This is a genomic window from Caldicoprobacter sp., assembly GCF_047459465.1.
Lineage (GTDB): Bacteria > Bacillota > Clostridia > Caldicoprobacterales > Caldicoprobacteraceae > Caldicoprobacter.
The window spans coordinates 1-8431 of sequence record NZ_VSCO01000080.1 but is presented as its reverse complement, the minus strand read 5'-3'; the positions used below and the strand labels follow the sequence as shown (position 1 = coordinate 8431).

The window sequence follows — 8431 nt, the reverse complement described above, 5'->3', positions numbered from 1 at the left end:
CTTATAAGCTATACATTCATAACCGATAAAACCCCTTTATGGTTCTTGGCTGATATAATCTATTTGCCCTGGCCCAAAGAGCAATTCATAAGCATAGGGGACATCATAATACTACTAGGAGTATTCCTCCTCATACAGAACATAACCCTTGCCGAATAGCCTATGGACTTTCATCCGTTCTCATGTTATTTAAATATTCAAAAATTTCATAATCTTAAAAATTTTCATAATTGTTAAGCATATTTTTGCATTGAATAGAAAATCGTAATGGTATTTTTTATTTTTAGAAAATAAAACGTAACAATTGCTTGGTATACTAATAGACAGAAGAATTTGAAGCTGAATAGAGGTGAAATGGGTGAAGATATTTAAATTAACCATCATTTTATCCCTCGTAACACTGATCCTAGCGTTGACAGCATGTAGTACAAGCAATAGCGTTAACCCTCCTGGCACGCAACAAAAAGATCTACCTGAAGAGATCACCTCGTCTCCTTCAAACGAAGCTTCTCAGGAGAAGCAAAAAGATGATCAGAAACAGCAAGAAGATAAACCTGATCAAACGACCAACAAAGAGGGAATATCAGGCATAGAAGAAATTGCTAAACTTTTGCCTTCACGCCCAGATTATCAGTGGTCATATCATGGCTTTGCCGAATACGGCCACAGGATGACGCTAGAAGATATATCAAAAGAAGGCAATACCATAGTCTATCATATAAAAGGGGAAGTATACGACATGTCGGGAGGAGAATCTGGCCAAGACCTATCCTTCTCTGTGACCTATATCGCAAAGCCGGGCGTGCTCATCCAAAACAAGGCGGGTGAGGCCATGATGGACACCCCGTTTAAAGATCTGGAACTCATAAGGACTCCACTACAGAAAGGAAACAGCTGGCTCCAGGAGACAATTAAAGAGGACGGGGAAACGGTGACTCTAAAGACCACCATTACCGATGTAAGAGAAGAAAACGGTCAAAAAATATATACAGTAGTGTATGAAGATACCCGAAGCGAATATTACGAAAAGCGTGAGATAAAGGAAGGCGTGGGAGTCCTATCCTATGAAAAGCTCTACATGGATCCCACCGAAAATTTCACCATAGGGTATTATATATATTACCCAGGCACAGGCTACAGAAATAAGTTGGAGATAAACGCCTATCTCCCCAAACTCAATGTACAGCTAAGGTATTTTGGCCTTGCCGAATACGGGCATGTAGGAACATTAAAGGAGATATCCAGTACATCCGATGATGCCATATACGAATTCCAGGGAATGTACCAAGACGGAACAGGAATAGATGACCAATTTACGGTAAGATATTATATCGATTACGTAAAGGGCACAGTAACCGAAAAAGTCATATCGAGCACCCGGTTTAATCCCCCCGAGGTAAACTCAAAGCTACACAACCTAGTAATATTGAAAACCCCTTTCAAAAAGGGAACAACATGGAGCCATAATACCAAGATAAACGGCAAGGAATACAAGGTAACAGCTGAAATAAAGGAATATGACTCTATGACCGGCAAAATGAAGGTAACGTACACAGTCAAGGGCGTACCAGGATACTTCCAAAACACCTATATAGAGGAGCGCGTGTTTGAGCGTGGCCGGGGCATGGTGGGATTTTCAAACCTCATGCCGGGCGATATACCCATCAGTGAGGCCGATGCCAAAGACAGCCAAAAGCTTAAAGAAGCCCTCATAAACCACATGTTTGGATATTCCCTCAACCCCGAATTTTAAAAGCCGGAGCAAATGCTCCGGCTATTTTCATATGCCGACTTAAGACCTAAAAAGGAACATCCTAAGGCCAACGCAAGATTTTACCATGCTTTCATCATACAATATGTTCAACGCTCTTAATAAGAACGTTACACATACCTTTTTGTAAATTTTTGATAATTTTAAGAGGTTCTTGCTAATTAATCCTATAGGTATTGTAAGAAATCCTTTGGCTTCTTTATAAAATGGTACGCCCATCTCTTATGCGGCATGGTCAGCTTTTGGAAAGCATGCTTACCGTCTTTCAAGGATGCGCTGAGGAAGGAGCCGATATCCTATCCATAGAATCCACAGGCGGAAAAGAGCTTCACGATGAAGCTTTAATCAACTGCGACATGAGAAAGGCAATCTTTGCTCTCGGCGTCTTAGGGATCAGGGATATGCGGTTCCTATGGGCGCATATAGTGCAAATAGCCGAGTCAACTGGTTGCATCCCCGGTGGAGACACAGCTTGCGGCTTTGCCAATACCGCCATGGTACTGGCGGAACAGGGTATGATTCCCAAGGTATTTGCAGCGGTAGATCGGGTGGCAAGCGTACCCAGGACGCTGGCTGCTTATGAAATGGGAGCAGTAGGGCCAAATAAGGATTGCGGATACGAAGGTCCTTATATCAAGGCCATAGCCGGCGTTCCCATATCAATGGAGGGAAAAACAGCGGCATGCGCCCACCTAAGCGCGTTAGGCAACATAGCAGCTTGCGTTTGCGACTGCTGGAGCAACGAATCGGTACAAAACATTAAGCTCTTGAGCGCTCCCGCCCCGGTGGTCTACACTGAACAGCTGATTTACGATTGCCGTTTGATGAACCAGGCAGCAGCGGAAGGGCAGAATTACGCTCGAAAGATGCGCGATTGGTTGGCCAAATCCGACGATAAATTTGACCCTCAAGCTTATATTTTAAGGCCGGATATTGTGCTGGAAATCAGTAAGGAATTGGTAAAAGAGGAAAACGCCTTTTTAGCGACCAAGAAAGCTGCATCCTTGGCCGTGGACACGATTAAAAAAGGCATCAAAAACGGCGAGGTTGTGGTGCCTCCTCGGGAACAAAAGTGGCTGGACATCATAAGCGCTCAGCTTGAAACCATCCCCGACGACGAAGAAGAATTCTGGCACCAAATAAAAAAGGAAACAGATCTGACAAAATGGAAACCTGGAGAATACGGTTTAAAATGAAAATCCTACATTTCAACTGCAGTTTTATCAACTGCAGTTTTTTAATGCAAAATGAGGGAATAATAATATTGACCAACATCAGCAGCATATACAGAGATATTTAGCCCAGTAATTCCTTAGTTAGAAAGAGAGCCTAAGTAGGCATATCATGAAGGAGGCGATTCGGTGAGCGAATTCATAAACAACCGCGAATACAGGATGAAGGTATTGAAAGAGCTGATCAAAGAGCTACATAGCGGAAAAACCGTAGAAGAAGTAAAGCCTAGGTTCGAAGAACTCATCAAAGGAGTATCGACAGAAGAAATTGCCAACATGGAACAGGCATTGATAATGGAAGGCATGCCTGTTGAAGAAATACAGAGGCTGTGCGATGTACACGCAGCCGTCTTTAAGGGTTCCATAGAAGAAATACATCGCCCCCAAAGGCCAGAAGATGTCCCTGGCCATCCCGTTCATACCTTCAAACTAGAAAACAGGGAACTAGAAAAGCTCATAAATGCCCGCATAAAACCTCATATAAAAGAATTTGAAGTCTCAGATAGTCCTGAAAATGTTAGCAAGTTGGCACAAGACTTCAACACCTTATGGGAAGTGGATAAGCACTACGCTCGCAAGGAAAACCTGCTGTTCCCCTTCCTAGAAAAGTATGGCATTACAGCCCCGCCGAAAGTGATGTGGGGCGTGGATGACGAAATACGGGATGGAATCAAAGAGGTCAGTTCCATGCTCTCAAATTACAGGGGCAATAAGGATGAAGTGATAGACAAGGCCAATCAGGTCATCGACAAGGTCATAGAGATGATCTTCAAAGAGGAAAATATACTCTTTCCCATGGCGCTCAACACCTTAAGCGAAGACGAATGGCTCAAGATAGAAGAAGAAAGTTATGAGATAGGGTATTGCCTTACCCAACCTGCAGGGAAATGGCATCCTACCCGGGAAAACGTAGAACAAAAGGCACAGCTTCAAGGCCAGCAACCCGTTGAAGGAGGATACATTAAGTTTGAAACCGGCATACTCTCACAACAGGAGATAGAGGCTATTTTCAACACCTTGCCAGTGGACATCACCTTCGTAGACAAAGACGGAATAGTAAAATATTTCTCCCAGGGCAAGGAAAGGATATTTGCCAGGCCCAAGGCAGTCCTCGGCAGACGCTTGGAAAATTGCCATCCTCCTGCCAGCATGCATATAGTCCAAAAAATAGTAGAAGACTTAAGAACCGGCAAAAAGGATCACGAAGATTTTTGGATCAAGAAGGGTGATAAATACGTCTTCATTCGCTATTTTGCCGTAAGGGACAACGCGGGGCAATTCCTCGGCATCCTAGAAGTCACGCAGGATATAAAGCCCATTCAGGAAATAAGAGGAGAAAAAAGGCTTTTAGATGAATAATGTCAAACAACTAGGATAAATGAAAATGGACAAATCTAAGATGCCTTCTCGACTTCAAAACATCATGCCAAAATGAGGAGGCATCTTTTTTCTGCTTATATCGAGCCTCTCATAGATGGTTGTCCAACAGCAATGCCTTTCATCACAAGGCTATTTTTCTTCATGAGGATGTACCATTCCAGAGGTTTGTTCCTGCTTACAATGCCATTCCCCATATAAGTACTCCATGGCTTCTATCTCATTCCTTATGCTTTCCACAAGCTCCTCAGGCTTTCGCACCACTGCCAACTTCCCGAAGCTCAATACCCATCTCTTTATGTCGATAAGCCCTTTTACTCTGGCCTTAAAAATGATAGAGCCATCCTTTAGCTCCTCAATCCGTTGATTGGGAAGCCATCTCTTCTCCTTTACCCATATACTGGCAGGATGGAAAAACCGTATCTCAACATCGTATTCTTCGCCTTCTATTACACTGAAAATGTTTGACATATACTCCTTCACTGAAAAATCCAACGGATAAGTAAATGCCGAATCCAATATTTCAATATCCTCTATCCTGACCAGCTTGAATGTGCGTATCTTTTTCCTCAAGTGGCAGTATCCGATCAAATACCACGAACCCTCGCGATAAATTACAGCATAAGGGTCTATTTCTCGCCTCTTTCTTTCATCCCTGGAAGCAGTGTAATAGAGAACCCGTATGCGTCTACGCTGCTTTATGGCCATGTAAATAGTAGTCAATACCTTATCCAGATTATCCTTCAAATCCACTTTCCCTAAAGAAAGCATTAATTCATCTGTAGGTATAGGAAAAACATTGTTTACGGTATCGCCCAAGGCACAACGTATTTTGGCAACTGCCGTCTGTAGCTCATTTGCAAGGGGAAACCCGCTTTTGAAATTTAAAAGCTTTTCGGCCAGCATCAAAGCCGAGTACTCCCCTTCGTCAAGCTTGGGTATTTCAAAATAGTATTCGTTTCCCAGATAATAGCCGCCCGCCCTTCCCGGCATTCCATATATAGGGATACCCGCTTTTTTTAAATATTCGATATACGCCTTTACATTTCGCGGCGTTATATCAAGTATTTCAGCTATTTCCTTTGTCGACAGCATTTGCCGAGTCTGAAGCAGTGCAATGATCTTCAAACACTGACTCAACTTGCTCATGTTTTTACACACCTTTCTTAGAAATATCAACAAAAGATGTATTCTACAGATTACAACAAATTCCTTCTAGAACACAAATTGTTAAATATATATCAAAATAGTCGGTAAGATGTTTTGCAAAAGGCTCTTGCTTTTCTACACAAATTATATTAGAATATAGCCAATTATACACAAATATCCACCTAAAGGCCATGAAGGGAAGAGCAGCATTTTCAGGCGGGTTTAAGAGAGGCGGTGGTACCACGAAAGAAAACCTTTCGTCCCATTTCAATAAAAGGGATGAAGGGTTTTTTAATACTCATTTTCAGAAAAAGGAGGCGATGAAATAGTGAAATTGAAAGGCGCTCAGGTGGTCATTGAATGTTTGAGGGAACAGGGTGTAAATGTGGTTTTCGGCTTTCCTGGAGGAGCCATCCTTCCAGTATACGATGCTCTCTATGATGCAAAAGACATCACCCACATTTTGACTGCTCACGAACAAGGAGCTACCCACGCTGCAGACGGATATGCAAGAGCTACTGGAAAAGTTGGCGTAGTGTTTGCCACCTCAGGGCCGGGAGCTACCAATACGGTAACCGGTATTGCAACTGCCTATATGGATTCGGTACCGCTAGTTGTGTTTACCGGCCAGGTAGCTTCTTCTCTGCTCGGCAAAGACTCCTTCCAAGAAGTGGACATAAGCGGCATAACTGCGCCCATCACCAAACACAATTATATCGTTAAAGACGCCCAACGTCTGCCAGATATTATAAGGCAGGCTTTTAAGATAGCACGAAGCGGCCGTCCAGGCCCTGTCTTGGTCGATATACCGAGGGACATACAAAATACCGTCATAGATTATCAGCCAGTTCAGGTGGATACAAGCTATGTAAATGAAGACATATTTCATCCTCAGTTTTACCGCAATGAACAAATCGAAATAAACATCCAAAAAGCTGCTGAAGCCATAAACAAATGTGAAAGGCCTGTAATATACGCAGGAGGAGGCGTAAACATATCGGGCGCAAACCACGAACTGCTACGCTTTGCCGAAAAGATAAAAGCACCAGTGACATGTTCGCTCATGGGTTTAGGCGCTTTCCCGGGTACCCATCCGTATTTCATGGGTATGGTGGGAATGCATGGAACAAGGGTTTCAAATTACGCCATTTCCCACTGCGACCTGCTGATAGCCGTAGGCGCCCGATTCAGCGATCGTGTCATAAGCAGAGCCGATAAATTTGCCACCAATGCCAAAATCATTCATATAGACATTGACCCAGCGGAACTGGGTAAGAACATCGATATTCATATACCCATTTGCGGAGATGTAAAAAAGATACTCCAGAAATTGATCGATTTAGTGGAGGAGAAGCAACCTAACAGCTGGAACAAACAGATAGACGATTGGAAAAAGGAATATGCATCAAAGCGCACTGCTCCCAAAGGAAAACTATCTCCCCGCTTTATTATAGAAAAGCTTTACGCCCTTACTGCTGGAAAAGCCATAATTACCACAGAAGTAGGTCAAAACCAGATGTGGACTGCCCAGTTTTACAAGTTCGATGAACCGAGAACCTTTATCTCCTCCGGCGGCTTGGGCACCATGGGATTCGGTCTGGGAGCGGCTATAGGGGCATGCATCGGAAGGCCCGATCGAAAGGTAATAAACGTTGCAGGTGATGGAAGTTTTATGATGAATTCCATAGAACTGGCTACAGTTTCCAGATACAAGTTGCCCATAGTACAATTGGTCTTAAACAATCAAGCCCTGGGCATGGTACGCCAATGGCAAAATCTGTTCTACAACAAGAGGTTTTCATACAGCACGTTGGGCCCCGATGTGGATTTTGTAAAGCTGGCCGATGCCTATGGAATCAAAGGGTTCAGAATAACTTCCAACGAAGAAGTAGAAGATACGCTTAAAAAGGCCTTGGAAATGGAGCAACCCGTTTTGATAGAATGCATGATACATCCGGATGAAATGGTATATCCCATGGTCCCTCCGGGAGCACCTATTGATGAGATTATAGATTAAAAGTATAATAAAAATGGCATTTAAAAGCCAATACTTTGAGCAATATCTGCCAATATAGGGGGAATTAAGCATGAAGGCGGATGTAAAGCGCATATGGCAGGGCTTTTGGCAACTGGCCGATCCTAAAATTTGGATAGCTTCCACAGTGCCAATGGTGGTAGGTGGGGCATTTGCCTACGGCTGCACGGGAAAGTTTGACATTTATTGGTTTTTGGTAGCTCTTATAGCTGTTTATTGTATAGAAATTGGCAAAAACGCAGTAAACGAATATGTGGATTACTTGTCGGGGGTTGACCGGTTTGTATCCCCCGACAAACGGACCCCCTTTAGCGGAGGGAAAAAGACCATTGTTGACGGAAAGCTTACGCTAACTGAAGTTGTCATAATTGCCATCGTTACCTTTTTGATAGCCTGTGGGATAGGCCTTTACATCATATTTTTTAAGGAAATAAGCGTCCTCTGGATAGGGATAGCAGGTGTTTTGCTTTCCATCGTGTACAGCCTTCCTCCCTTCAAGCTGGCTTATCGGGGGCTGGGTGAAGTAACGGTGGGGTTGACATTTGGCCCCCTCATAGTCCTAGGTATATATTGCCTGCAAACGGGCAAAATGGATTTATCAGCTCTATTGATATCCATACCCATAGGCATCCTAATAGCCAACGTTCTGTGGATAAATCAATTTCCCGATTATGAAGCCGACCTTAAAGGAAACAAAAGAAACTGGGTAGTTAGGTTAGGAAAACAAAAAAGCGTCAAGGTATTTGCTATCCTGTTTCTCATCGCTTACCTGTGGTTCATCCCATTGGCCGTTGTACTGCGAAATGCCTTTTGGTTGCTGGGATTAATCAGCATCCCGTTGGCCATAAGGGCTGTTAAGGTTGCTCA

7 protein-coding genes are annotated in these 8431 nt (G+C 43.4%); 6 read left to right on the top strand and 1 reads right to left on the bottom strand.

What is annotated here, in order from left to right; genetic code table 11:
* Window positions 1–3 precede the first annotated feature (3 nt).
* The 4 genes from FWJ59_RS06345 (at window position 4) to FWJ59_RS06330 (ending at window position 4362) form a co-directional block, all read left to right on the top strand.
* Window positions 4–159 (top strand): DUF5317 family protein, encoded by a 156-nt coding sequence (locus FWJ59_RS06345; RefSeq protein ID WP_414481125.1) that lies wholly within the window; start codon window positions 4–6, stop codon window positions 157–159.
* A 199-nt stretch (window positions 160–358) separates the two neighbouring features.
* A complete protein-coding gene (locus tag FWJ59_RS06340) occupies window positions 359–1753 on the top strand; it encodes a hypothetical protein (RefSeq protein WP_414481124.1) in 1395 nt (464 codons plus the stop codon).
* 242 nt (window positions 1754–1995) lie between these two features.
* Window positions 1996–2967 carry a methyltransferase MtaB domain-containing protein gene (locus tag FWJ59_RS06335; RefSeq protein ID WP_414481123.1) on the top strand — a complete coding sequence of 324 codons (972 nt, stop codon included), beginning with the start codon at window positions 1996–1998 and terminating at the stop codon, window positions 2965–2967.
* A 165-nt stretch (window positions 2968–3132) separates the two neighbouring features.
* Window positions 3133–4362, top strand: a complete 1230-nt coding sequence (locus FWJ59_RS06330; RefSeq protein ID WP_414481122.1) for a DUF438 domain-containing protein — start codon at window positions 3133–3135, stop codon at window positions 4360–4362.
* Between the two features lie 150 nt (window positions 4363–4512).
* Here the strand turns inward: FWJ59_RS06330 and FWJ59_RS06325 are convergent, their stop codons facing one another.
* A complete protein-coding gene (locus FWJ59_RS06325) occupies window positions 4513–5529 on the bottom strand; it encodes a helix-turn-helix transcriptional regulator (protein WP_414481121.1) in 1017 nt (338 codons plus the stop codon).
* 328 nt (window positions 5530–5857) lie between these two features.
* On the opposite strand from FWJ59_RS06325, the gene ilvB reads away from it, so the two are divergent.
* Complete coding sequence (ilvB, locus tag FWJ59_RS06320; protein WP_414481120.1) at window positions 5858–7546, top strand: biosynthetic-type acetolactate synthase large subunit; 1689 nt, start codon at window positions 5858–5860, stop codon at window positions 7544–7546.
* A 70-nt stretch (window positions 7547–7616) separates the two neighbouring features.
* A partial coding sequence (locus tag FWJ59_RS06315; RefSeq protein ID WP_414481119.1) for a prenyltransferase occupies window positions 7617–8431 on the top strand: 815 nt, incomplete at its 3' end.